Origin of the sequence: Micromonospora sp. WMMA1949 (assembly GCF_027460145.1) — a bacterium.
Taxonomy (GTDB): Bacteria; Actinomycetota; Actinomycetes; order Mycobacteriales; family Micromonosporaceae; genus Micromonospora.
Window position 1 is genome coordinate 3,588,325 of sequence record NZ_JAPZBG010000001.1, and the last position, 22,273, is coordinate 3,610,597.

General features: G+C 72.9%; 21 protein-coding genes and 2 tRNA genes. 13 read left to right on the top strand and 10 right to left on the bottom strand.

Going from position 1 to position 22,273, the window contains the following annotated elements:
* Positions 1-2 precede the first annotated feature (2 nt).
* Complete coding sequence (locus tag O7607_RS17020) at positions 3-1,115, bottom strand: TOMM precursor leader peptide-binding protein (protein WP_269704174.1); 1,113 nt, start codon at positions 1,113-1,115, stop codon at positions 3-5.
* A 178-nt stretch (positions 1,116-1,293) separates the two neighbouring features.
* Positions 1,294-1,461, bottom strand: a complete 168-nt coding sequence (locus O7607_RS17025) for a DUF5679 domain-containing protein (RefSeq protein WP_007464795.1) — start codon at positions 1,459-1,461, stop codon at positions 1,294-1,296.
* 475 nt (positions 1,462-1,936) lie between these two features.
* Between O7607_RS17025 and O7607_RS17030 the strand changes: the two genes are divergently transcribed.
* A complete protein-coding gene (locus O7607_RS17030) occupies positions 1,937-2,458 on the top strand; it encodes a M48 metallopeptidase family protein (protein WP_269704175.1) in 522 nt (173 codons plus the stop codon).
* A gap of 129 nt (positions 2,459-2,587) precedes the next feature.
* Entirely contained in the window at positions 2,588-3,259 is a 672-nt protein-coding gene (locus tag O7607_RS17035; protein ID WP_269704176.1) for a hypothetical protein, read from the top strand.
* Positions 3,260-3,647: 388 nt separating this feature from the next.
* Here the strand turns inward: O7607_RS17035 and O7607_RS17040 are convergent, their stop codons facing one another.
* Positions 3,648-4,919 (bottom strand): zinc-dependent metalloprotease, encoded by a 1,272-nt coding sequence (locus O7607_RS17040; protein WP_269704177.1) that lies wholly within the window; start codon positions 4,917-4,919, stop codon positions 3,648-3,650.
* 115 nt (positions 4,920-5,034) lie between these two features.
* Between O7607_RS17040 and O7607_RS17045 the strand changes: the two genes are divergently transcribed.
* The 6 genes from O7607_RS17045 (at position 5,035) to O7607_RS17070 (ending at position 10,370) form a co-directional block, all read left to right on the top strand.
* Positions 5,035-6,048: a YlbL family protein gene (locus O7607_RS17045; protein ID WP_269704178.1), complete on the top strand. Its 1,014-nt coding sequence runs from the start codon at positions 5,035-5,037 to the stop codon at positions 6,046-6,048.
* Between the two features lie 127 nt (positions 6,049-6,175).
* Positions 6,176-9,175 carry a UPF0182 family membrane protein gene (locus tag O7607_RS17050; protein WP_269704179.1) on the top strand — a complete coding sequence of 1,000 codons (3,000 nt, stop codon included), beginning with the start codon at positions 6,176-6,178 and terminating at the stop codon, positions 9,173-9,175.
* 66 nt (positions 9,176-9,241) lie between these two features.
* Positions 9,242-9,484, top strand: a complete 243-nt coding sequence (locus tag O7607_RS17055; RefSeq protein WP_269704180.1) for a hypothetical protein — start codon at positions 9,242-9,244, stop codon at positions 9,482-9,484.
* Between the two features lie 93 nt (positions 9,485-9,577).
* A tRNA-Met gene (locus O7607_RS17060) sits at positions 9,578-9,651 on the top strand.
* A 292-nt stretch (positions 9,652-9,943) separates the two neighbouring features.
* A tRNA-Met gene (locus O7607_RS17065) sits at positions 9,944-10,017 on the top strand.
* Positions 10,018-10,121: 104 nt separating this feature from the next.
* Complete coding sequence (locus tag O7607_RS17070; RefSeq protein ID WP_269704182.1) at positions 10,122-10,370, top strand: hypothetical protein; 249 nt, start codon at positions 10,122-10,124, stop codon at positions 10,368-10,370.
* 36 nt (positions 10,371-10,406) lie between these two features.
* On the opposite strand, the gene O7607_RS17075 is transcribed toward O7607_RS17070, so the two are convergent.
* Positions 10,407-11,732 carry an ABC transporter substrate-binding protein gene (locus O7607_RS17075; RefSeq protein WP_269704183.1) on the bottom strand — a complete coding sequence of 442 codons (1,326 nt, stop codon included), beginning with the start codon at positions 11,730-11,732 and terminating at the stop codon, positions 10,407-10,409.
* Positions 11,733-11,854: 122 nt separating this feature from the next.
* On the opposite strand from O7607_RS17075, the gene O7607_RS17080 reads away from it, so the two are divergent.
* Positions 11,855-12,688, top strand: a complete 834-nt coding sequence (locus O7607_RS17080; RefSeq protein ID WP_269704184.1) for a phosphoribosylaminoimidazolesuccinocarboxamide synthase — start codon at positions 11,855-11,857, stop codon at positions 12,686-12,688.
* A 3-nt stretch (positions 12,689-12,691) separates the two neighbouring features.
* On the opposite strand, the gene glpK is transcribed toward O7607_RS17080, so the two are convergent.
* Positions 12,692-14,176, bottom strand: coding sequence for a glycerol kinase GlpK (gene glpK / locus O7607_RS17085; protein ID WP_269704185.1), 1,485 nt, complete (start codon positions 14,174-14,176; stop codon positions 12,692-12,694).
* A gap of 64 nt (positions 14,177-14,240) precedes the next feature.
* Between glpK and O7607_RS17090 the strand changes: the two genes are divergently transcribed.
* Positions 14,241-15,179 (top strand): ribose-phosphate diphosphokinase, encoded by a 939-nt coding sequence (locus O7607_RS17090; protein ID WP_269704186.1) that lies wholly within the window; start codon positions 14,241-14,243, stop codon positions 15,177-15,179.
* 10 nt (positions 15,180-15,189) lie between these two features.
* Here the strand turns inward: O7607_RS17090 and O7607_RS17095 are convergent, their stop codons facing one another.
* On the bottom strand, positions 15,190-15,657 hold the full coding sequence (locus O7607_RS17095; protein ID WP_269704187.1) for an ATP-binding protein: 468 nt from the start codon (positions 15,655-15,657) through the stop codon (positions 15,190-15,192).
* Between the two features lie 115 nt (positions 15,658-15,772).
* Between O7607_RS17095 and macS the strand changes: the two genes are divergently transcribed.
* A complete protein-coding gene (gene macS, locus O7607_RS17100) occupies positions 15,773-16,894 on the top strand; it encodes a MacS family sensor histidine kinase (RefSeq protein WP_269704188.1) in 1,122 nt (373 codons plus the stop codon).
* Entirely contained in the window at positions 16,891-17,538 is a 648-nt protein-coding gene (locus tag O7607_RS17105; RefSeq protein WP_269704189.1) for a response regulator, read from the top strand. Before macS ends, O7607_RS17105 begins: the two co-directional genes overlap by 4 nt.
* 4 nt (positions 17,539-17,542) lie before the next feature.
* On the opposite strand, the gene O7607_RS17110 is transcribed toward O7607_RS17105, so the two are convergent.
* The 3 genes from O7607_RS17110 to O7607_RS17120 all read right to left on the bottom strand — a co-directional run bounded on the left by O7607_RS17110 (position 17,543) and on the right by O7607_RS17120 (position 19,922).
* Positions 17,543-18,115, bottom strand: coding sequence for a DUF5709 domain-containing protein (locus O7607_RS17110; protein ID WP_269704190.1), 573 nt, complete (start codon positions 18,113-18,115; stop codon positions 17,543-17,545).
* 80 nt (positions 18,116-18,195) lie between these two features.
* Complete coding sequence (locus tag O7607_RS17115; protein WP_269704191.1) at positions 18,196-18,867, bottom strand: ATP-binding protein; 672 nt, start codon at positions 18,865-18,867, stop codon at positions 18,196-18,198.
* 56 nt (positions 18,868-18,923) lie between these two features.
* Positions 18,924-19,922: an SDR family oxidoreductase gene (locus tag O7607_RS17120; protein ID WP_269704193.1), complete on the bottom strand. Its 999-nt coding sequence runs from the start codon at positions 19,920-19,922 to the stop codon at positions 18,924-18,926.
* A gap of 192 nt (positions 19,923-20,114) precedes the next feature.
* Here O7607_RS17120 and O7607_RS17125 point away from each other — a divergent pair, with 192 nt between their 5' ends.
* Positions 20,115-21,383 carry a glycosyltransferase gene (locus O7607_RS17125; protein WP_269704194.1) on the top strand — a complete coding sequence of 423 codons (1,269 nt, stop codon included), beginning with the start codon at positions 20,115-20,117 and terminating at the stop codon, positions 21,381-21,383.
* Here the strand turns inward: O7607_RS17125 and O7607_RS17130 are convergent.
* On the bottom strand, positions 21,266-22,237 hold the full coding sequence (locus tag O7607_RS17130) for a hypothetical protein (RefSeq protein ID WP_269707001.1): 972 nt from the start codon (positions 22,235-22,237) through the stop codon (positions 21,266-21,268). The two genes, O7607_RS17125 and O7607_RS17130, sit on opposite strands and share 118 nt — an antisense overlap.
* Between the last annotated feature and the right edge of the window lie 36 nt (positions 22,238-22,273).

Below are 22,273 nucleotides of genomic sequence, written 5' to 3' on the forward strand. Positions count from 1 at the left end.
TGTTACCGACGCGGGGCCTCCGCTGCTGCCGTGCGGCGGGTAGCGGCCGGGGCCGACCGGATCGGGCGACGCCCGCAGCAACCGCAGGAGGGGTGCGGCGGCCACCGTCGGTGACGGATACGGCCCGGCCCGCGGATCTCCACCGCGCCGCCGAGCGTCTCCGGCTGGGCGCCGTCGAGGTGGGCCAGCACCTCGGCCGTCGCGAAGGCCGTCGCGGCGAGCCGGGTGGCGGCGGCGCAGGCCCGCTCGTCCCGGTCGGCGGCGAGCTGGGCGGCGAGCGCGGGCCAGTCCGGATCCCGGTCGCCGCGGTGCAGGTCGAGGCAGCGCAGGCAGGGGCCGACGGGCGGGCGGACCAGCGGACCGACCACCGGTACGCCGCCCCGCAGGTCGAGCAGCAGGTGGGGCCGGCGTCGGCGGGCGTACCCGGTGGCGAGCAGTTCGGCCGGACGGTCGACGCCGAGCTGCACCACCAGATCCGGCCGGGCCGCCCGCAACGGGACGGTGACCGTGCCGGGTGCACACCGCGCCAGCACCGCGCGTACCGCCGGGGCCAGGGGCCGGCCCAGCTCCGCGGCGGTCAGGCCGGTCCCGACCAGGTCACCGGCACCGACCGGGCCGGCCAGATCGGGTACGACGTGCCCGACGCCCGCCTGGGCCAGCGCGACGGCGACCGCCGCGCCGAGTCGTCCGGTGCCGGTGACCAGCACCCGGGCGTCACGGCGGCGGCGCAGCAGCCGGGCGGGTGTGCCGGGCAGGTCGGGTGAGGCGAGCGCCAGCGCGGCGGCCTCGGCGGCCAGCCGGGCCCGGGTCGCACCGGCGAGGTCGCGGGGGAGCAGTGCCTGCGCCGGCACCACCAGCCCGGCGTTCCGGAGCGTGTCGTAGAGGGCGCGTGCCTCGTCGGGCGGGACCCGGGCGGCACGCGCCTCGGCCAGCACGGCGCGCTCGCTGCGGGTGCCGTCGAGCAGGTCGAGCAGGCGGGCCGTCCCCGGCGAGGACATCTCCAGCAGCACCGCGCGGCCGGGTGCCTCGCCGAGCTGGAGCGTGTGCCGGTCGCGCCAGAGACGGGTCAGGCCGGGCAGGAGCACGGGACGGACGAGCGGTGTCGGGTCGGTCACGCCACTGATCGTGACCGTATCCGCGCGCTCCGTCGCTCGTTGTCCACAGGTGCGGCGCGCCGTGGCCAGCGTTGTCCACAGGTTCTCGCCGGTTTTCCACAACCGACGGGTAACTCTGTCGGCTATACGACGGGGGAGGGCGGCCGACGGCCGCCCTCCCCCGTGTCTGTCGTACGGGTCAGACCTTGGCCTTGCCCAGGATGCGGTTCACTGTTGTGCCGCACACCGGGCACTTGCCCTTTGCCATGTTCATGCCGGTCTTCGAGACCTCCACGTGCCCCTCGAAGTCCCGCTTCTCCTTGCACTTCACGCAGTAACCGTTGTAGGTCTGGGCCTGGTCGGCCACGGTAGCCTCCTCGTCTCGTCCGCCGGAGGTGTCCCGGCGGGTATCCCTGCGGCGGCCCACGCGTGGCACCGGCGCCGGGGGGTTCTCCGCGGTCAGTCACCTGACCGTGGTTGGCGGACCCTACCCAGGTACGGGCGGTTCCATGTCAGCTGTGCGCCGACTCTGTGAGCAAGTCGACGTCGAGAGTGTGCCTGCCGAGTAACGTCGTATAAGTCAGTTTCGCGCGGACACGCCGGATGAATGCACCCAGATCCGCTTCGCGCCGCCCCGCCGACTGTTGCTCGTCGTAGATCACTTAACGTGAACAGGGCCGGTCAGGTGATGGTCAGCTACCGTCGCAAAGAATTTTTTCCGGACTCCTGACAATCAACCGCCACTTTCCGGGCGCGTGTCGTCGTGTTGACTCTTGCGGAGTCCTGGTCAGTACGCATTAGCTTTCCATCGTGACAGTCAACCGAGGCTGCGCGGACCGGTAATGGCCGTGACGCGGAAGCCCGTCGTCGAGGTGCGGCGCAGCCAGCGTCGGCGGCGCACGGTGTCCGCGTACCGGGACGGTGAGCGCGTCGTCGTGCTGATCCCCGACCAGTTCTCCCGGGCCGAGGAGAGCGAGTGGGTCGACCGGATGCTCGCCCGGCTCGCCGCCCGCGAGGGGCGGCTGGCCCGCTCGGACGCCGAACTGCTCGCGCGCGCCACCCGCCTGATCGACCTCTACCTGACCGAGCACGGGTCGGCCGCCGCGCCGGCGAGCGTCCGCTGGGTGACCAACCAGAACGGCCGCTGGGGCTCCTGCACGCCCGCCGACCGCACCATCCGGATCTCACACCGGGTCCAGGACATGCCCGACTGGGTGATCGACTACGTGCTGCTGCACGAGCTGGCGCATCTCATCGTGCCCAGCCACAACGCCGAGTTCTGGGCGCTGGTCGCCCGCTACCCGAGGTCGGAACGTGCCCGCGGCTATCTGGAGGGCGTCGCCGCCACCGCCGCGATCCCCTGACCACCGCCCGCCCGTCGGCCCGCCCGTCGCGGTCGATCATGAAGTTGACCCGGCGTTCCGTCCGCTTCGTCACCGCCAACCTCATGATCGTGCGCGGACCCGGGGCGGGGTGGGGGTTAAGGTCGGCGAATGTCGCGACGTGTGGTGGTGGCGCTGCTCGGCCCGGTGACCTGGTCGCCGCCCGGTATCGATTCGGCGCGCTGGCGGACCGCGCTCGCCGAGGACGTGGTCGACCTGCTCGCCACGCTGAACGAGGTGGAGACCGCCGTCGCGGTCACCGCCCGGGACCGATGGCTGGCCGACGCGGTGGTCTGGCCCGGCACCCAGGTGTACGAGGTGCCCGAGCCGACGCCGAACGCGGTGTTCGCGGCGCTGGCCGGGGAGTCGTCCGGACAGGAGCCCGCGGCCACTCCGGGCGCGGCGGCGGTCACCGGTGACCGGGCGGCCCGCTACGACCAGGTGGCGGTGGTGGTGGCCGACGCGCCGGACGTGCCCGGGCTGACGCTCGGCAAGCTGCTGCGCCCGCTCACCACCCGGCCGGTGGCGGTGGCCCCGGTCGAGGGGAGCGGCACCGGGCTGCTGGGGGTGGCGGCGCGGCTGCCCGTACCGGCGTGGCTGCCGGCGCTGGACCTGAACACGACAGCGCCGGCCGAGGTGCGGCGGGCGGCACCGAGCCCCGGGGACGTGGCGGTCACCGCCGGCTGGCACCGCATGCGCGGCCCGGCCGACCTGGCCTCGCTCGATCCCGCCGTCGAGGGCTGGGAGGCCACCCGAGCCCTGTTGTCCGGCCGCCCCGTCTGACCCGCCGCCGCCCCGCCCGCGCCCACACCGCTCCACCCCGCCGATTTCGTCGATCTGTGAGTGAGGCTCCCGGCTCCCGGCTCCGAGAGATCTTGGTACCAAACGGCCCCCATTGGGGCCCTTCCCTACCAAGATCTCCACCGATCCCACCTCGCGGAACGCTAAATCTCGCCCGATGGGCGGCGGTCGACGCAGCAACAAACCGAACGAGGAACTCCCGCCCGCGCCGCCCCGAAACCTCTGCGATCTTGGAGTTGTGGCGCCTGACAGACGCCGCATTCAGGGCATCCTGGGCGCCGCAACTCCAAGATCGACGGGGCGGGACGGGGCGGGGCGGGACGTGGACGGGGCCCGCACGGTGAACCGTGCGGGCCCCGTCGCGTACGCGTCAGTGCTTGTCGTCGTCCTCGCCGGGGGACTTCTCCTCGGGGGCGCCGGGGGCGGAGAAGTCGAAGTTCGCCAGCTCGTCGTCGAGATCGGTGCTCGTCGCGGCGAACGCCTCCGGCGCGGCGAAGTCGTCGTCGGAGGGCAGCAGGTCGGGGTGGCCCCAGACCGCGTCCCGGCCGGCGATGCCGCGGTGCTCGGTCAGCGCCTCCCACAGCACCGTCGCCTCGCGCAGCCGGCGGGGCCGCAGCTCGAGGCCGACCAGCGCGGCGAACGTCTGCTCGGCCGGGCCACCCGCGGCGCGGCGGCGGCGGAACGCCTCGCCGAGGCGTACCACGTTGGGGAGGCGGTCACCGGCGGCGCTGTCGACGACGTGGCAGACCCAGCCCTCGACCAGGGCGAGGACGGTCTCCAGCCGGGCCAGCGACGCCTTCTGCGCGGGCGTGTCCTCGGGCGTGAAGATGCCCTCCAGCGCGATCGCCTGCATCGACTCCGGGTCGGTCGGGTCGACCCGGCCCATCGCCTCCTCGATCGCCTCCCGGTTGACCCGGATGCCCGCGGCGTAGTTCTCCACCGCCGTCAGCACGTGCCCGCGCAGCCACGGCACGTGCTGGAACAACCGCTGATGGGCGGCCTCGCGCAGGGCCACGTAGAGGCGTACCTCGTCCTCGGGCAGCTCCAGGCCCTCGCCGTACGCCTTGATGTTGGCGGGGACGAGCGCGGCGGTGCCGGCGGGGCCGAGCGGCAGGCCGATGTCACCGGCGGAGAGCACCTCGGCGGCGAGCGAGCCGAGCGCCTGGCCGAGCTGGCCGCCGAAGAGGGCGCCGCCCAGCGTGGCGACCATCGACTGCATCGGGCCGAGCTGGGCGCGCGCCTCCGGCGGCACCAGGTCGCCCATCGCGCCGACCATCCGGCTGGCCACCGGGTCGCAGAGCTTGCGCCACACGTCGAGCGTCTTGAAGATCCACTCGTTGCGGTTCCAGGCGACCGAGGTGCGGATGCCGGAGGGCCACGAGGTCGCCGGCTCCAGCCAGAGGTCGGCGATGCGCAGCGCCTCCTCGACCGCGTTGCGTTCGAACGGCGACACCGCCGGGTCGCCGGCGGCGGCGAGCTGGCTGGCGGCTACCTGCCGGGCCAGGTCCCAGTTGACCGGCCCGCTGCCCGGCGCCGAGAGCAGGTGCTGCAACTGCGACATGAACTGCTGCATCGCCGCGGGATCGTTGGGGTCCGGTGGTTGACCACCCGGGAGCGCGAAACCGAACGGAATATCAGGCACGACCTCTACGGTACGCGCGCGCCGCCGCAGGTCGTGCCACTCGGCGTTGCGCTGAGGGCGAAGTCCTCGGGTCACCGCGCCGGGCGGCCGGGTACGGATCGGTACGCTCTGGCCCATGAGACGTCGCGGCGTGACCGTCCTTCTCGGTGCCCTGCTCACCGCCCTGCTCAGCGTCGGCGTGCTGAGCGTGCCGCTGCCGTACGTGGTGCTCGGCCCCGGTCCGACGGTGAACACGCTGGGCAGTGAGGACGGCAAGGAGGTCATCCAGGTGACCGGCCGCGCGACGTCCACCTCCGCCGGTCAGCTCCGTCTCACCACAGTCGGTGTGCAGCCGACAGTGCGGCTGCGTTCGGCGCTGGCCGGGTGGTTCTCCTCGGACGAGGCGGTGGTGCCGCGGGAGCTGGTCTACCCGCCGGGGGAGTCGCAGGAGGAGGTCGAGAAGCGCAACGCGGAGGACTTCCAGAACTCGCAGACCAGCGCCGAGACGGCGGCGCTGCGTGAGCTGGGCTACCCGATCAAGGTCCTGGTCAAGGCGGTCACGGCGGGTGGCCCGTCGGCTGGCGTGCTACGGCCCGACGACGTGCTCACCTCGGTGGACGGGGTCCAGGTGACGAGCGCCGCCAAGCTCACCGAGCTGATCCGCGCGAAGCCGGCGGGCACCGCGCTGACGATCGGCTACACCCGTGGTGAGACCCCTGGTACGGCCACGGTGACCAGCCGCGAGCAGGACGGCCGGCCGCGCATCGGGGTGGAGATCGACCAGCAGCAGCCGCACCCGTTCACCCTGAAGATCGACCTGGGTGACATCGGCGGGCCGAGCGCCGGGCTGATGTTCTCGCTCGGCATCATCGACAAGCTGGAGCCGGCCGACCTGACCGGCGGCAAGATCATCGCCGGTACCGGCACCATCGACGACGAGGGTCGCGTCGGCCCGATCGGCGGCATCGCGCAGAAGCTGGTCGGCGCCAAGGACGCGGGCGCGAAGGCGTTCCTGGTGCCGGCCGACAACTGCGCCGAGGCGGTCCGCAACCCGCAGCCGGGCCTGCCGCTGCTGAAGGTCGCCACGCTGGGTGAGGCATTGAAGGCACTCGAGACGCTGCGCGCCGGGGGACAGCCGACGCGCTGCTGAGGCGGGCCGGGCGCCGACCGGCTGGCGGATCGTGACGTGACCTTGACCCGACGTGCTCAGGAACACCCCGTACTCTTGGTGCCTGGTCGGAGCCGATCACATCGAGCGTGCGGAGCCAACAGTGGTCATGCGTAGCAGTCCCTTACCGAGGATGAGCCGGCGCGGACGCGTCACCATCGGTGTCCTGATCGGGGTGTTCATCTTGTTCACCCTCCTCGGGTGGGGCGTGAACGCGTGGACCGACTGGCTCTGGTTCGACGAGGTCCGCTACACCCAGGTCTTCACCGGCGTGCTCGCCACCCGCCTGCTGTTGTTCCTGGTGATCGGCGCCGGCATGGCGCTGCTCGTCGGCGGCAACCTCTGGCTGGCCTACCGGCTGCGGCCCAAGATGCGCCCGCACTCGGCCGAGCAGGCCACGCTCGAGCGCTACCGGATGCTGCTGAGCCCGCGGCTCGGCACCTGGATCGCGCTCGCCGCCGCCGTCGTCGGCCTGTTCGCCGGCCTCTCCGCGCAGAGCCGCTGGGGTCAGTGGCTGCTGTTCCGCAACGGCGGCGACTTCGGGGTGAAGGACCCGGAGTTCGGCATCGACGTCGGCTTCTACGTCTTCCAGCTGCCGTTCTGGCGCTACCTGCTCGGCGTCGGTTTCACCGCCGTGGTGCTGTCGCTGCTCGGCGCGCTCGCCGTGCACTACATCTTCGGCGGCGTGCGCCTGCAGGGCATCGGCGACCGGATGACGAACGCCGCCCGCGCCCACCTCAGCTCGCTGGTCGCCGTGTTCGTGCTGCTCAAGGCCGTCGCCTACGTGCTGGACCGGCGGGCCATGCTGCTGGAGTACAACGAGGGCGCCAAGCTCTACGGCGCCGGCTACGCGGACGTGAACGCGCTGCTCCCGGCGAAGGAGATCCTCGCCTGGATCTCCGTCCTGGTGGCGCTGGCGATCATCGTGTTCTCCAACGCGGTGATGCGGAACCTGGTCTGGCCGGGCATCTCGCTCGCCCTGCTGGGCGTCTCCGCGGTGGCGATCGGCGGCATCTACCCGTGGGCCGTGCAGACCTTCGAGGTCAAGCCGAGCGCCCGGGACAAGGAGGCGCCGTACATCGAACGCAGCATCAAGGCCACCAGGTCCGCGTTCGGCCTGGAAGGCGCGAAGACCACACCGTACGCGGCCAGCAACCTTGTTCCACCCGCCAGCCTGGCCACCGACACCTCGGTGGTGCAGAACATCCGGCTGCTCGACCCGCAGTTGGTCTCCGAGACGTACACGCAGCTCCAGCAGGTCCGGGGCTTCTACGACTTCGGTTCGAAGCTGGACATCGACAGGTACTCGGTCAACGACAAGACCTCCGACTACGTGGTCGGCGTCCGTGAGATCAACTACGGCGAGCTGACCGACCAGCAGAGCAACTGGATCAACCGCCACACCGTCTACACCCACGGGTACGGCCTGGTGGCCGCCCCGGCGAACCAGGTGGTCTGCGGCGGCCAGCCGTACTTCGTCTCCGGCTACCTCGGCGAGAAGGCGCAGGAGGCGTGCTCCGCGCCGACCGAGGAGATCCCGGCCCAGCAGCCGCGGATCTACTACGGCGAGCGGATGGAGGCGAACGACTACGCGATCGTCGGGCAGACCGGTGACCGCAACGTCGAGTTCGACCGGCCCACCTCCACCGGCGGTGAGCAGTACTACACCTACACCGGCGAAGGCGGCGTCAAGATCGGCTCGTTCCCGCGCCGGCTGCTCTACGCGATCAAGGAGCAGGAGTCGAACTTCCTGCTCTCCGAGGCGGTCAACGAGAACTCGAAGCTGCTGTACGTGCGTAACCCGCGCGACCGGGTGGAGAAGGTCGCGCCGTTCCTCACGCTCGACGGCGACCCGTACCCGGCCGTGGTCAACGGGCGCGTCCTGTGGATCATCGACGGCTACACCACGGCGGCGACCTACCCGTACGCCGAGCGGGTCAACCTCCAGGCCGAGACGACCGACGAGCTGACCGGCCGGGGCACGTTCCAGCTCGCCCGGGAGAACGTCAACTACATCCGCAACTCGGTGAAGGCGACAGTCGACGCGTACGACGGCACGGTCAAGCTCTACTCGTACGACGACACCGACCCGGTGCTCAAGGCGTGGAACAAGGCGTTCGGCGGTGACCTGGTGCTGCCCAAGGGCGACATCCCGCCGGAGCTGGCCGAGCACTTCCGCTACCCGGCCGACCTGTTCAAGGTGCAGCGCAACCTGCTGACCAAGTTCCACGTCACCGACCCCGGCGACTTCTACTCCGGCCAGGACTTCTGGCAGGTGCCGAACGTGCCGGACGCGCCGGACAGCGGGCAGAAGCAGCCGCCGTACTACCTGTTCACGCAGTTCCCCGGGCAGGAGGGACCACGCTTCCAGCTGACCTCGGCGGTCACCCCCAACGGGCGGCAGAACCTCGCCGCGCTGGTCTCCGGGTCGTACGTCGACGGCCAGCCGAGACTGGAGGTGCTGGAGCTGCCCGACCAGACCCGCATCTCCGGGCCGACGCAGGTGCACCAGCAGATGACCAACAACGGTGACATCCGGCAGCAGCTCAACCTGCTCTCCTCCAACCAGGCGCAGGTGCAGTACGGCAACCTGCTCTCCCTGCCGTTCGCCGACGGCATGCTCTACGTCGAGCCGGTGTACGTGAAGAGCAGCAGCACCGACGCGTACCCGCTGTTGCAGAAGGTGCTGCTCTCCTACGGTGACGGCGGCTCGTACGTGGTGCTCGCCAACAACCTCAACGACGGCATCAAGCAACTCGTCGAGCAGGGCAAGCGGGCACCGAACAACAACCCGCCGCCGAGCACCGACGACAACCCGACGCCCGACAATCCCACGCCGTCGCCGACCGCGGGCGACAACAACACGCCGCCGGTGAGCGGGGAACTGGCCCAGGCCGCCGCCCGGGTGCAGACCGCGATCGCCGAGGTCAAGGCCGCGCAGGCGTCCGGCGACTTCGAGCGGTACGGGCGTGCGCTGAAGGCGCTGGACGAGGCGATGAGCGCGTTCCAGCAGGCCCAGGCCGCGGCGAACGGCTCAGGTAACCCCGCGCCGTCGGGCAGCGCCTCGCCACCGGCACCGACGTCACCCGCGCCGACACCGAGCGGCTGACGCCGAGCTGACACCACGAGCCCGTGGTCCGGGACCGCAACGGTCACCCGGACCACGGGCTCTGTCGTGAAGCGGACTCCCCGGCCGCAACCCCCGCAGCACGTCGGGCCGGGCCGTCCGGTACGGCTACGCGGTGGCCGGTCGCTGCCGTACCGCCGGGCCGGTGCGCCCGCGGACGAGGTGCCGTCCGGCAACTACCGGCACAGCATCACGATCTACCGGGCCGGTGCGGCGGCCCCGGCGCTGGCCGAGGTGCGCGTGGCGGTCCGGGCCTGCCCCGAGCAGCCCGCCCGGGGCGGCCGTCGGTGACGGTGCTGTGGGAGCAGGGGCGATCCGGCGGTGGTGGGACTGAGTACCCGTTTTGCGCCTCCCCCGGTCGGTGCGCTACGGTTGTCGAGCCGACGCGGGGTGGAGCAGCTCGGTAGCTCGCTGGGCTCATAACCCAGAGGTCGCAGGTTCAAATCCTGTCCCCGCTACTCGTGGCGAAGGCCCCGGAGTTCTCTCCGGGGCCTTCGCCGTTTCCGCCGGTGTCCCACGCGCATCTGCGGATCGCGCGCCGTGGTCACGGTCCGCGACCGGCTCGGCAGAAGAGAAGTCCCGAGACGCATATGACTGAGAGTCATGATTATGACTCTCAGTCATATCGCCAGAGAGTCTCGTGCTCGACCTCGCCCGGCGGGACTTCGGATCGTCGTGCGGTGCCCGAGGGGGATTCCGGGGGACCCGGCTGATCTCCAGGATCGGAGTGCGATAAGCTGTACGAGCCGACGCGGGGTGGAGCAGCTCGGTAGCTCGCTGGGCTCATAACCCAGAGGTCGCAGGTTCAAATCCTGTCCCCGCTACTCGTGACGAAGGGCCCGGAGTTCGCTCCGGGCCCTTCGCCGTGTCCGGCGACATCCTTTCCGTCCGCCGTGCCCCGGTTGCGGGTCTCGGCGAGGATGGGGGCATGTCTGGATGGAACAAGTGGTGGGGCCGCCTGGGCGCGGTCCTCGGTACGGTCGTGCTCTCGGTCTTCGTGCCGGTCGCGGCCTGGGCGTCGTCGGGCACCGGCGAGATCGTGGTGGAGGCCGCCCGCCGTCGTTCCCGCGGCGGGTTCGGCTTCCTCGGCCTGCTCTGCTGCCTTGTGGTGGTCGGCGGCATCGTGCTGCTGGTGGTGCTGCTCACCCGTAACCGCCGCAACCGCCCCCCGCGCTGAGCCCTCGCCCGCCCTGTCCGCCTCGGGCGGGGCGGGTCACTCGGCCAGGGCGGTGTTCGCCTGAGCCATGAAGCGGGAGGTCGCGGTGCGGGCGCCGGCCTGCTTGCCGCGGATGCTCTCGGCCGCGTCGATCAGCAGCTCGCGCACCTTGGCGTGCCCCTTGGGCGGCGGCGCGGGGGACGGACCGGCCAGATCGTCCAGCTCGGCGCCGAGCGCCGTCATGCGCTTCTCGGCCCGGCCGGTCACCTCCGCGGCGACGAACGAACGCACCTGCTTGCTCGCGTTCAAGCCGCGTTCGACGCCGAGGAGCCGACCGGCCGCCACGTTCGTGGTCAGGAAGTCGAGCACGTTCACCACCGCCTCCGGGTGGCGGGTGCCCCGGAAACCGGCCCAGTACATCGACGCCCGGGGCCACTGGGCGGCGGGCGTACCGGGGAAGGCGACGGCGCCCAGTTCGTCGTCGGCCAGGCGCTGCAACTCGGGCAGCTGGTGCGACCAGGCGAACGAGGCTGCGGTGTGCCCGGTGACCACGAGCTGGCGGGCCAGCTCGCCGCTGTCGGCCTGCTCGACCAGGGCGGCGCTCGGCGTGGCCCGGTCGAAGCGCGCCACCTCCCAGAACTCGAACCAGGCGAGCAGTTCGGCGGAGCTGAAGCCGAGCTGCCGGCCCTGGTACAGCTCGCTGCCCTGGCCGCGCAGCCAGAGCCAGAACGCCCGGTAGTCGCCGGAGGCGTCCATGGTGCCCGCCACCCGGTTGCCGGAGGCGCGGGTGACGCGGGCGGCCCAGCTCACGTACTCCTTCCAGGACATCCCGGTGCGCGGCTCGGGCTGGTCCAGCCGGCGCAGCAGACCGCGGTTGAACACCAGCGCCGCGCTCGTCTGCGCGGCGGGCACGCCGACGGTCCGCTCGTCCACCCGCCCGTAGCGGGCCAGCTGCTCCGGCACCTCACGCAGGTCGAGCCGCTCGTCCGCGGCGTACGGGGTGAGGTCCAGCAGGATGTCCCGGCCGGCGTACTCGGTGAGCAGGGTGTCGTCGATCTGGAACAGGTCCGGCGCGTTGCCGCCGGTGGCCTGGGTGGCGAGGCGGTCGTAGTAGCCGCTCAGCCCCTGCCAGGTGACCCGGAAGCTGACCCGCGGGTTCTGCTGCGAGTACAGCCGCAGCGCCTGTTCGGTGGCCTGGGCGCGGCGGGCGTCGCCCCACCAGAACACGGACAGCTCGACCGGGCCCTCGTCGGCGGCCACCTCCTCCGGGCTGCATCCGGTGAGCAGCGGCAGCGTTCCGGCGGCGAGCGGCAGACCGGCGAGCGCGCCGAGGAACCGTCGCCGGTCGAGCCCGGGACGGGGTACGGACTGCGGAGCGCGCACAGGTCTCTCTCCGAAGGTGGGGTGGACGGATCATTTCACCGGCCCCCGGCCGGGTGTCAACGCCGGACGGGACGCCGGTGGGCGCGCCCGGCGGCCCGCGCTGCTCATGGTGTACTAGCGCCGTGGAACTTCTGCACTCGGGCAAGGTCCGGGACGTCTACGCCGACGGCGAGGACCTGATCCTGGTCGCCACCGACCGCGTCTCCATCTACGACGTGGTGCTGCCGACCCCGATCCCGGACAAGGGCCGCCTGCTCACCGCGCTGTCGCTGTGGTGGTTCGAGCAGCTGTCCGACCTGGTGCCGAACCACGTGATCTCCGCGACGGACGTACCGGAGGAGTTCGCCGGCCGGGCGATCCGCTGCCGGCGGCTGGAGATGGTGCCGGTCGAGTGCGTGGCCCGGGGCTACCTGACCGGCGGCGGCTTCGCCGAGTACCAGCGCACCGGCTCGGTCTCCGGGGTGCCGCTGCCCCGCGGCCTGGTGGAGGCGTCGATCCTGCCCGAGCCGATCTTCACGCCGTCGACCAAGGCGCCGAAGGGCGAGCACGACGAGCCGATCACGTACGAGCAGGTGGTGGACAAGGTCGGGCCGGAGGTCGCCGAGCGGCTGCGGCAGATCACCGTCGACGTCTACCGGCGCGGTGCGGAGATCGCCGCCGAGCGGGGCATCCTGATCGCCGACACGAAGCTGGAGCTGGGCTGGGCGGCGGACGGCACGCTGGTCCTCGGCGACGAGGTGCTCACGTCCGACTCGTCCCGGTTCTGGCCGGCCGAGTCGTACCAGCCGGGCCGCGCGCAGTTCTCCTACGACAAGCAGTACGTGCGGGACTGGGCCACGGCGAGCGGCTGGGACAAGCAGCCGCCCGCGCCGGAGGTGCCGGCCGAGGTGATCGAGGCGACCCGGGCCCGCTACGTCGAGGTGTACGAGAAGCTCACCGGCAACCGCTGGGACTGACGCTCAGTCGACCCAGTCGAGCGTGCGCCGCACCGCCTTGTGCCACTGGCGCAGCTCACGCTCCCGGTGCGCCGGGTCCATCGTCGACTCCCACTGCGCGTCCGAGCGCCACTTCTCGCGCAGCGTGGCCAGGTCGGGCCAGAACCCGACGGCCAGGCCGGCGGCGTAAGCGGCGCCGAGGCACGTCGTCTCGGTGATCCGGGACCGCACGACCGGCACGTCCAGCACGTCCGCGAGGAACTGCATCAGCAGTTCGTTGCCGGTCATCCCGCCGTCGACCCGCAGCCGGCGCAGCGCCACGTCGGAGTCGGCGTTCATCGCGTCCACCACCTCCCGGGTCTGGAAGGCCGACGCCTCCAGCACCGCGCGGGCCAGGTGCCCCTTGGTGATGTAGCCGGTCAGCCCGGCGATCACGCCCCGGGCGTCGCTGCGCCAGTGCGGGGCGAACAGGCCGGAGAAGGCCGGCACCACGTAGCAGCCGCCGTTGTCGTCGACAGTACGGGCCAGCTCCTCGACCTGCGGGGCGGTGGAGATCAGGCCGAGGTTGTCGCGCAGCCACTGCACCAGCGAGCCGGTGACCGCGATGGCGCCCTCCAGCGCGTACACGGCGGGCTGGCCCTCGATCCGGTACGCCACCGTGGTGAGCAGGCCGTGCCGCGACGGCACCGGGCTGGCACCGGTGTTGAGCAGCAGGAAGCTGCCGGTGCCGTAGGTGCACTTGGCCTCGCCGGGCTGGAAGCAGGTCTGCCCGAACAGCGCCGCCTGCTGGTCGCCGAGCGCGCTCGCCACCGGCACCCCGGCCAGCACCCCCCGGGCGGTGCCGTACACCTCGGCCGAGCTGCGGATCTCCGGCAGCACGGCGGCCGGGATCCGCAGCGCGTCGAGCAGCTCCGGGGCCCAGTCGAGCGTCTCCAGGTCCATCAGCATGGTGCGGCTGGCGTTCGTCACGTCGGTGACGTGCCGGCCGGTCAGCTTCCAGATCAGCCAGCTGTCCATGGTGCCGAACAGCACCTCGCCGCGTTCGGCCCGCTCGCGCAGCCCGTCGACGTGGTCGAGCAGCCAGCGCAGCTTCGGGCCGGCGAAGTAGGTGGCCGGGGTCAGGCCGGTGCGGGCCCGCAGCCGCTCCTCGTCGTACGTCCCGGTCAGCTCGCGCAGCAGCGGGCCGGTGCGGGTGTCCTGCCAGACGATCGCGTTCGCCACCGGGCGGCCGGTCTCCCGGTCCCACACCACTGTGGTCTCGCGCTGATTGGTGATGCCCACCCCGGCGAGCATCTCGGTGCCGATGTCCGCGCTCGCCAGCGCCTCGCGCACCACGTGCTCGACGTTCGTCCAGATCTCCTCGGCGTCGTGCTCGACCCAGCCGGGCCGGGGGAAGATCTGCCGGTGCTCGCGCTGGGCCACTGTGACGATCTCACCGGCCCGGTCGAAGACGATGCAGCGCGAGGACGTGGTGCCCTGGTCGATGGCGGCGACGAACTCTGCGGTCACGGCAGCACCGTACCCGCCGCGAGCGTCCACCGTCTCCTCCCCGCGGCCCGTACGATCATCAGACGTGCGTGACATTGCCGTGTTCAGCGGGTCGGCCCATCCCGACCTCGCCGCCGAGATCTGCGCCCACCTCCACGTCCCGTTGCACCCGGTGCGGGTGTCCCGGTTCGCCAACGACTGCCTCGAGGTGCAGTTGCAGGCGAACTGCCGGGAGCGCGACGTCTTCCTCATCCAGCCGCTGGTGCCGCCGGTGCAGGAGCACCTGGTCGAGCTGCTGCTCATGATCGACGCGGCCCGGGGCGCGTCGGCCGCGCGGATCACCGTGGTGCTGCCGCACTACGCGTACGCGCGGTCGGACAAGAAGGACGCGCCGCGCATCTCCATCGGTGGCCGGCTCGTCGCCGACCTGCTGACCTCCGCGGGCGCGCACCGGGTGCTGGCCATGACGCTGCACTCGCCACAGGTGCACGGCTTCTTCAGCGTCCCGGTGGACCACCTGCACGCGCTGCGCGAGCTGGCCACCCACTTCAAGGGGTACGACCTGAGCAACGCGGTGGTGGTCTCGCCGGACCTGGGCAACGCCAAGGAGGCCGCCGCGTTCGCCCGGATGCTGGGCACGCCGGTGGCGGCGGGCGCGAAGCAGCGCTACAGCGACGACCGGGTGCAGATCAGCACGATCATCGGCGACGTGGCGGACCGGGACGTGATCGTGCTGGACGACGAGATCGCCAAGGGCAGCACGGTGATCGAGCTGATCTCGCACCTGCGCGAGCGGCGGGTCCGCTCGATCCGGCTGGCCTGTACGCACGGCCTGTTCTCCAGCGGCGCGCTGGAGCGGCTGAGCGCGCAGGAGGGCGTCCTGGAGATCGTCTGCACCAACACGGTGCCGATCCCGGCGGACAAGCGGGTGCCGAAGCTGGAGGTGCTGTCGGTGGCGCCGGCGCTGGCCGAGGCGATGCGGCGGATCCACAACGGGGAGTCGGTGAGCGCCCTGTTCGCCTGACGGTGGCGGGTCAGCCGTCCAGCGGACCGGTGGCGGGCTGGCGGGTGGCGAGCGCGGCGGTGATCCGGACGACGGTGCCGGCGGCGCCGGTCTCCACCTCCATCGCGTCGCTCAACTCGCGGGCCAGCCAGAGACCCCAGCCGCCGGCGGTGTCCGGCGCGGGCCGTTCGCGGTCGCGCAGCCGCCGTTCGCTGATCCCGGGCCCGTGGTCGGCGACCTCGCAGACCAGTTCGCCGTTCCGCTCCCAGAGCCGCAGCCAGCCCTGCCCGCCGCCGTGGCGGACCGCGTTGGTGATCAGCTCGTTGACCGCCAGCACGAAGTCGTCCAGCCGTTGGCCGGACAGGCCGGAGCCGTGCGCGCAGGAGGTGACCGAGTGCCGCAGCCCGGTCACCTGCGCCTGGTCGAAGGCGGTGGCGAGAAGCAGGGAAGGTTCGATGGGCACAACCGTACGCGGTGCGGGGAGTTCTGCGTCTGTCATGACCCCGTCCCGACGATGGCTCTCGACGACTTTCGCGGCATTTCCACCGTACGTCAGGGTTTCTCGGGCCGCACCGGGCGGGGTGCCCTGGACCGGCTGTGACAGGGTGTCGCACATGCCGTCGTCCTCCGGCCTCGAGGGCCCGTTCTGGCGATCGATAGCGGTGTTCCGCTTCGCCGCGCTCGCGTACGTCGGACTGGTCGTGCTGCGCGACGCGGGCAGCTACGCGCACCCGGTCGCCGCGGGCGGTGTCCTGCTGGCGATGCTGGCGTGGAGCGGCGTGACGGCGGCCGCCTACGGCCGTCCGGCCGGGCGGCGCTGGCCGCTGCTGCTGGCCGACCTCGGTGTGGTGCTGGCGATCATCCTGGTCACGCCGTGGGTGGTCGGCCAGGCGGCGCTCGCCGCCGGAGTGCCGATGCTGACCGCCGCCTGGCTGGCCGGGCCGGTGCTGGCCTGGGCGGTCGCCGGCGGACGCCGCCGTGGCGCGGTGGCGGCGATCGTGCTCGGCGGCGCCGACCTCGCCACCCGCGACCGGATCAGCCCGTCCGCGCTGACCGGGGCGATCCTGATGCTGCTCGCCGGCGTGGTGGTCGGGCACGTGGCGCGGCTGGCGGTGCAGGCGGAGGAGCGGTTGCAGCGGGCGGTGGAGCTGGAGGCGGCCACCCGGGAGCGGGAACGGCTGGCCCGCGACATCCACGACTCGGTGCTCCAGGTGCTCGCGCTGGTCCGGCGGCGCGGCGCGGACCTGGACGGCGAGGCGGCCGAGCTGGCCCGGCTGGCTGGCGAGCAGGAGGAGGCGCTGCGGGCGCTGATCGGCCGGACGGGCGCGCCGCCGGATCGGGCCGGGGACGAGCAGGACCTGCGCGACCTGATCGACAGGTACGCCTCGGCCACCGTCGTGGTGTCCGCGCCCGCCACACCGGTGCCGTTGCCGGCGCGGGCCGCTGGTGAGCTGGGTGCCGCGGTCGGCGCGGCGCTGGACAACGTGGCCCGGCACGCCGGCGGGCGGGCCTGGGTGCTGATCGAGGACGAGGAGGAGACGGTGACCGTCTCGGTACGCGACGAGGGACCGGGGATCCCGGAGGGCCGGCTCGCGGAGGCCGCCGCGCAGGGCCGGCTCGGGGTGGCGCAGTCCATCCGTGGCCGGGTGGCCGACCTGGGCGGCGAGGTGCGGATCGTGTCCGCGCCCGGCGCCGGCACCGAGATCGAGCTGGTCGTGCCGAGGAGCCGCGGATGAGCATCCGGGTGATGGTGGTCGACGACCACCCGATGTGGCGCGAGGGCGTGGCCCGTGACCTCACCGAGGCGGGCCACCAGGTGGTGGCGACGAGCGGTGAGGGGCGGCAGGCGGTACGGGTGGCCGCGGCGGCCCGCCCCGACCTGGTCGTGCTCGACCTTCAGCTGCCGGACATCTCCGGCGTCGAGGTGATCCGGGGTCTCCGCGCCGCACTGCCGGACGTGCGGGTACTCATGCTCTCGGCCAGCGGCGAGGCGCAGGGCGTGCTGGACGCGGTCAAGGCCGGCGCCACCGGCTACCTGATCAAGTCGGCCGCACCGGCGGAATTCCTGGACGCGGTGCGGCGCACGGCGGCCGGCGAGCCGGTGTTCACACCCGGCCTGGCCGGGCTGGTGCTGGGGGAGTACCGGCGGCTGGCCGCGGCGCCGCCCGCCCCGCACGACGACGCACCCCGGCTCACCGAACGGGAGACCGAGGTGCTGCGTCTGGTCGCCAAGGGGTTGTCCTACAAGCAGATCGCCGACCGGTTGAGCCTGTCCCACCGGACGGTGCAGAACCACGTGCAGAACACCCTGGGCAAGCTCCAGTTGCACAACCGGGTCGAACTGACCCGGTACGCCATCGAGCGGGGCCTGGACGAGTGAGCGGTCAGCGCGCGTCCGGCGGCCGCGTCTCGTGGATCGCCAGCTCCTCCGCGCTGGCCCCGCCGCCGGCCGCGCCCGCGTCGTAGGCCACGTTGTCGGTCTCCTGGTCGGTGTGCGCGCCCTCGTCCGGCTCGACCAGCCGGCCCACCTGGTGGTCGGCGACGGTGCCGAGCTGGCCGTGGTCGTACACCGACACCGGGGAGTTCGGGTCCGACACCGGGCCCAGGTCGATCACGTCGGCGTCGAGCTGGGCCTGCGCGGCGGCCTCCTCGCTGTCCGCCTCGGCCGCGATGTCCGGATCGACCGGGCCGGCGAGCGGGTCGTCGGCGGGGCGCTCGTACCGCTCGCGCTGGAGCTTGTAGTCCAGCGACTCGCCGTCGAGCTGCTCCTCCGCCGTGGTGCCGAACTGGTCCACGGCGACCGGCGTACGGTCACCGGGGAGCTGGGCCGGCTCGGGGCCGTCCGCCTCGCGCCCGGTCAGCACGTCGTCGTTGGCGGTGGAGTCGTCGTCGGCGGTGTCGGGCAGGCCCTCCGCCTCGGGATCGGACACGGGGGTGGGGTACTCGTCGTCGCGCATGCCCGGGAACTACCCACTGCGCTCCCCGCCCTAACCGCGACCGGCCGGGTGGATCGGGAGCAACGGTGCGAAAAGGCACCTCAGTTGCGGTACGCCGCTTCGTCCTCGGGGTACAGCACGCACCACACCACCTTGCCGTCCGGCAGTGCCGTGCTGCCCCAGCGCCGGGCCACCGTGTCGATCAGCAGCAGCCCTCGCCCGCCCACCGAGTCCACCGGTGCGGGCCCGCCGTACGCGGGCCGCCCGGTCGAGTGGTCCCGGACCGCCAGGTGCAGCGCGCCGCCGCGCGGGGCCAGCCGGAGCGTCATCGGCGTGACGGCGTGCGCCACCACGTTGTTGACCATCTCGGTGACCGCGATGCAGGCCGGCTCGACCAGCTCCGGCAGACCCCACCTGACGCACCCGCCGGTGACCAGGACCCGCGCCTCACGGGCGGCCTCGACCACCGGGGGTAGTTCGACCTCGATCGGCTCGGGCGGCGCCTCCCGCGGCGGCCCGTCCGGGTCGAGCAGCAGCTCGGCGGCGGGCCAGTCGGCGACCGCCCGGCAGACCTCGTCCAGCGCGTCGCGGGCCAGCGGGTCGGGGATCCGTACCCCGGACAGGTCCACCAGCAGCGCCCCGGGGCGCCGCCACAGCCGGGCGAGCAGCGCGTCCCGTACGGCCTGCACCTCGGACCGGTCGAGCACCCCGGTCAGCCGGACCGTCGGGGACGAATCGTCGGTCTCCACCAGGCAACGCGCATCCGTCGGCATGATCGCCCCATTGTGCACGTCCGCCCGCGTCCGCGCACCGGTCCGGTCGACGGGACTCACGGACGGCCGGCCCGGGACCGGCGGCTGATCGCCTTCACCGTACCGACAGCGGTGCCGGCGGCCAGCCCGACCGCTGCGGTCAGCCGCAGCACCTGACCACGCCGGCCGGACCACCCGTCGGTCCGCTCCGCCGCCGAGCCCGGCGTGAACACGGTCCCGGTGGAGTCGTCGCGTACGCCGGGCCCGAACTGGGTGCGCGCGGTGTACCAGCCCATCACCCGCTCGGCCAGCGCCGGGGCGAGCCGCCACTGCAGCCCGATCAGCCGGGCCGCGCCGCCCGCGTACGCCTCGCGCCGGGGCCGGCGCAGCAGCTTGACGATCGTCTCGGCGACCATCTCCGGCGGGTACACCGGCGGCGGTGGGGTCAGCTCCCGGCCGGAGTGGTTGGCGGCGTGCCGGAAGAACGGCGTGTCGATGGTGGCGGGCAGCACGGTGCAGATCGAGATGTTCCCCCGGCCGGTCACCCGCAGCTCCTGCCGGACCGTGTCGGCCAGCCCGCGGATCGCGTGCTTGGTCGCGTTGTACGCCGACTGGTACGGCATCGCCACCTCGGCCAGCACCGAGGCGTTGTTGACGAGCACCCCGCCGCCGGCCGCGCCCAGCCAGGGCAGCGCGGCCCGCGTCCCGTACACGGCGCCGAGCAGGTTCACGTCCACCACCCGGCGGAACTCGGCCACCGGGATCTCGTCGAACAGCCCCACGGTGCCGACCGCCGCGTTGTTGATCCAGGCGTCGATCCGGCCGAACTCGGCCACCGCCCGCTCCGCCAGCCGACCGACGGCCTCCGGGTCGGTCACGTCGGTGGGTACCACCAGCGCCTGCCCGCCGAGTTCCCGGCAGTACGCCGCGACCCGGCGCAGCGCGGACTCGGTCCGGGCGGCCAGCACCACGTCGCCGCCCCGGCGGGCCAGCGCGTACGCGGTGGCAGCGCCGATCCCGCTGGAGGCACCGGTGATGACGACAGTGGCGTCGGAGAGGCTGCGGGTCAGCGGCATTCTCCGTCGGTACCCCCGGCCCGGGCGGACATGCCGACCGTTTTCGACGGTGATCGGCATCGGTCGGCTGTCCCGTCCGCGGGACGCGGTGGCCGGGTGACCCTGATCTGTCAGGTTTGGGCGCACCGGACCTGGGTTAATGGGACGCTCTGACCGGAGACCCCGCTTGCAGAGAACGCATGGAGGTGCACCATGCGCGTCGGCCTTGTATGCGCGCACGCCGGCTCGTCCACCGACGGTCCCACCGTCGGGACGCAGGAGCACATTGCGCGCGTGGCGGCGGAACTCGCCGCCCGGGGCCATGAGGTCCGCGTCTACGAGCGCCGTGCCGCGTCCGCCCAGCCCGCCCTGACCGAACTCGACGGCTACCGGGTGGAACGTGTCCCGGTCGGCCCGCCCGACGTGCTCTCCACCGCCGAGCTGGTTCCCTTCGTCGCCGAGTACGGCCGCTGGCTGGCCGGGCAGTGGGCCGGGGACTGGACCCCCGACGTGGTGCACGGGCACTACTGGGTCGGCGGGCTCGCCGCCGCCCACGCGGTACGCGCCACCGACATCCCCGTGGTGCAGACGTTCCACTCGCTCGGCGTGGAGCAGTTGCGCCACCTCGGCCGGCAGTACACCGGGCCGGGGGAGCGCATCCCGCTGGAACGGGCCCTGACCCGGGCCGTGGACGTGGCGGTGGCCCAGTGCAACGACGAGGTCGACGAGCTGACCCGGATGGGCCTGCAACGCACGTCGGTGGCGATGGTGCCGACCGGGGTGGACATCGGTCAGTTCCACCCGGACGGCGAGGCGGCGCCCCGCGACCAGCGGTCCCGGATCCTGTCCGTCGGCGGGCTCGCGCCCGGGCACGGCCAGGACGACCTGATCCGGGCGATGCGGCTGGTGGGTGACGCGGAGCTGGTGATCGCCGGTGGTCCGCCGGCCGAGCGGCTGGCCGGGCACGCCGAGGCGCGCCGGCTGCGCGAGCTGGCCGAGCGGGCGGGCGTGGCGGAGCAGGTGAAGCTGGTCGGCGCGGTGCCGCACGACCAGATGGCCACCTGGTACCGCTCCGCCGACGTGGTGGCCTGCACCCCGCACTACGCCTCAGCCGGGCGGGTGTCGCTGGAGGCGATGGCCTGCGGCGTGCCGGTGGTCGGCTACGCCATGGGCGGCATCGCCGACGCGGTGGTGGACGAGGTGACCGGCAAGCTGGTGCCGCCGGGCGACGTGCGCACGCTCGGCGTCACGCTGCGCCGGCTGCTGTCGGACAACGCCGGACGGTTCGCGTACGGGCACGCCGCGGTGGACCGGGTCCGGTGCAGCTACACCTGGGAACGGACCGCCGCCGCGCTGGAGCGCCTCTACGAGCGGGTGATCGGGCGGCGCCGCCCGGCCACGCCGATCGAGCCGACGCCGGTCGAGGCGACGCCAGAGGTCGAGGTGGTCGTCTCCGAACGCGGGCCGGTCGAGGCGGCCTGAACCGGCACCATCCCGGCGCCCACCACCGCCTTCTGGCGGTCGCGGGCGCCGGCGTGGTGGTGCTGCGGTTCGGCGTACCGGGTCAGGCCGACCACCGCCGCGAGCGTCACCAGGAAGCCGAGCCCGGCCAGCCACTCCCGGCCCGGCCAGATCTTGTCGTTGAGCAGCAGCAGGCCGACGATCGCCGCGGGCACCGCCCCGGCGGCGTCCATCGCCGCCACCGCCGCCGTGGTCGACCCGCGCTGCATGGCCAGGCCGAGCAGCAGCTGACCGATCACCGAGTGGACGATCAGCAGGTAGAGCAGCGGGTCGCGGACGAACGCCTCCGCCGAGCCGGCCGAGGCGAGCGGGCGGGCCGCCACCGCCGCGGCGGAGAACGCCATCCCGGCCAGCGAGCCGAGCACCACCGATCCGAGCGCGCCGTGCAGCCGGGCGGCGAAGAATCCGGACCCGGCGATCGCGGCCACCGCCACCGCCAGGCCGACCAGCCCTGCGGTGCCGAGCTGCCGCGACGGCGCGGGCTGGGCCGAGAGCACGAGCGCGGTGATGCCGGCGAACAGCAGCACCAGCAGGACCACCTCGGCGGCGGGCAGCCGCCACTTGAGCACCAGCACGCCCAGGACGGCGGTCACCCCGAGCCCGGCCGCCACGCTGGCCTGGACCAGGAACAACGGCAGGTCACGGCGGGCCAGGAAGGCCAGCACGAAGCCGACCACCTGGCAGGCCAGGCCGATCAGGTACGTCCGGTGCCCGGCCAGGCGCAGCAGCAGCCCGGGATCGAACGTGTGGTGCACAGTGGTCCGCGCGGCCGCGACCGACTGGAGAAGGTTGGCGAAGCCGTACGCGATGATCATCGCCGCCAGGAAGCACCAACCGGAGGAAACCACCTG

Coding starts and splice junctions, on each gene's coding strand:
- O7607_RS17030 (WP_269704175.1), top strand. CDS start 1,937: ATGGCCGTGACGCGGAAGCCCGTCGTCGAGGTGCGGCGCAGCCAGCGT.
- O7607_RS17035 (WP_269704176.1), top strand. CDS start 2,588: ATGTCGCGACGTGTGGTGGTGGCGCTGCTCGGCCCGGTGACCTGGTCG.
- O7607_RS17045 (WP_269704178.1), top strand. CDS start 5,035: ATGAGACGTCGCGGCGTGACCGTCCTTCTCGGTGCCCTGCTCACCGCC.
- O7607_RS17050 (WP_269704179.1), top strand. CDS start 6,176: ATGCGTAGCAGTCCCTTACCGAGGATGAGCCGGCGCGGACGCGTCACC.
- O7607_RS17070 (WP_269704182.1), top strand. CDS start 10,122: ATGTCTGGATGGAACAAGTGGTGGGGCCGCCTGGGCGCGGTCCTCGGT.
- O7607_RS17095 (WP_269704187.1), bottom strand. CDS start 15,657: ATGACAGACGCAGAACTCCCCGCACCGCGTACGGTTGTGCCCATCGAA.
- macS (WP_269704188.1), top strand. CDS start 15,773: ATGCCGTCGTCCTCCGGCCTCGAGGGCCCGTTCTGGCGATCGATAGCG.
- O7607_RS17105 (WP_269704189.1), top strand. CDS start 16,891: ATGAGCATCCGGGTGATGGTGGTCGACGACCACCCGATGTGGCGCGAG.
- O7607_RS17110 (WP_269704190.1), bottom strand. CDS start 18,115: ATGCGCGACGACGAGTACCCCACCCCCGTGTCCGATCCCGAGGCGGAG.
- O7607_RS17115 (WP_269704191.1), bottom strand. CDS start 18,867: ATGCCGACGGATGCGCGTTGCCTGGTGGAGACCGACGATTCGTCCCCG.
- O7607_RS17120 (WP_269704193.1), bottom strand. CDS start 19,922: ATGCCGCTGACCCGCAGCCTCTCCGACGCCACTGTCGTCATCACCGGT.
- O7607_RS17125 (WP_269704194.1), top strand. CDS start 20,115: ATGCGCGTCGGCCTTGTATGCGCGCACGCCGGCTCGTCCACCGACGGT.
- O7607_RS17130 (WP_269707001.1), bottom strand. CDS start 22,237: ATGATCATCGCGTACGGCTTCGCCAACCTTCTCCAGTCGGTCGCGGCC.